The 632-nt window shown below is 49.4% G+C and carries 1 protein-coding gene; it reads left to right on the top strand.

Annotated features, from left to right (window positions below; genetic code table 11):
* Positions 1-191: 191 nt before the first annotated feature.
* A partial coding sequence (locus AW165_RS18415; protein WP_212823901.1) for a hypothetical protein occupies positions 192-632 on the top strand: 441 nt, incomplete at its 3' end.

Consider the following 632-nt stretch of genomic DNA (forward strand, 5'->3'; position numbering starts at 1 on the left):
GCGACAGGCTCAGGTAAAAGCAAGCAAATGGCCACTGGCAGACTGACGCTAGTGAACGCCACAGTGACCACTGCGGACACGATTAACTTAACGAACGCAGGCAAGTTGCCAGACAAGTGGAAGCCAACAGCAGTAAGCACATCGCTCACCAGTAGTGGCTGGACCTCCACCGTAACCATACAGAGACGCGCATGAGTACCAACCGATTTCCAACGCTACCAGAACCAAGCTTGGTTACGCCTGATTTTGAAGGCGACTTGGCAAGTCTGAAAGAGCGTTACTTTAAAAAGACGGGCTATTACCCAACCGTAAACGATCCTGAGACTGTTCATCTTGAAGCCATTGCTTATAGCAAAAACGAAGTGGTTGATGAGATCAACTACGAGTCAAAACAGAACTTATTGGCATTTGCTAAAGGTGATCGTCTTGAACATCTCGGAGCTTTAGTGGGCGCTGGCGAACGCCTTGGCGAGTCTGCTGCCAGTACGGTTATCGAACTCACGTTTACGGCAGGTCACGCTGGGCTTGTTATTCCTATGGGATACCAAGTCAAAGCCGTCGATGATGAAACGATTTTCGAGTGCATGACGGATTACATCGTTGATGCTGGCGATGCCAATTTACTGGCCAAC

Source organism: Acinetobacter sp. LMB-5 (assembly GCF_001541635.1).
GTDB lineage: Bacteria > Pseudomonadota > Gammaproteobacteria > Pseudomonadales > Moraxellaceae > Acinetobacter > Acinetobacter pittii.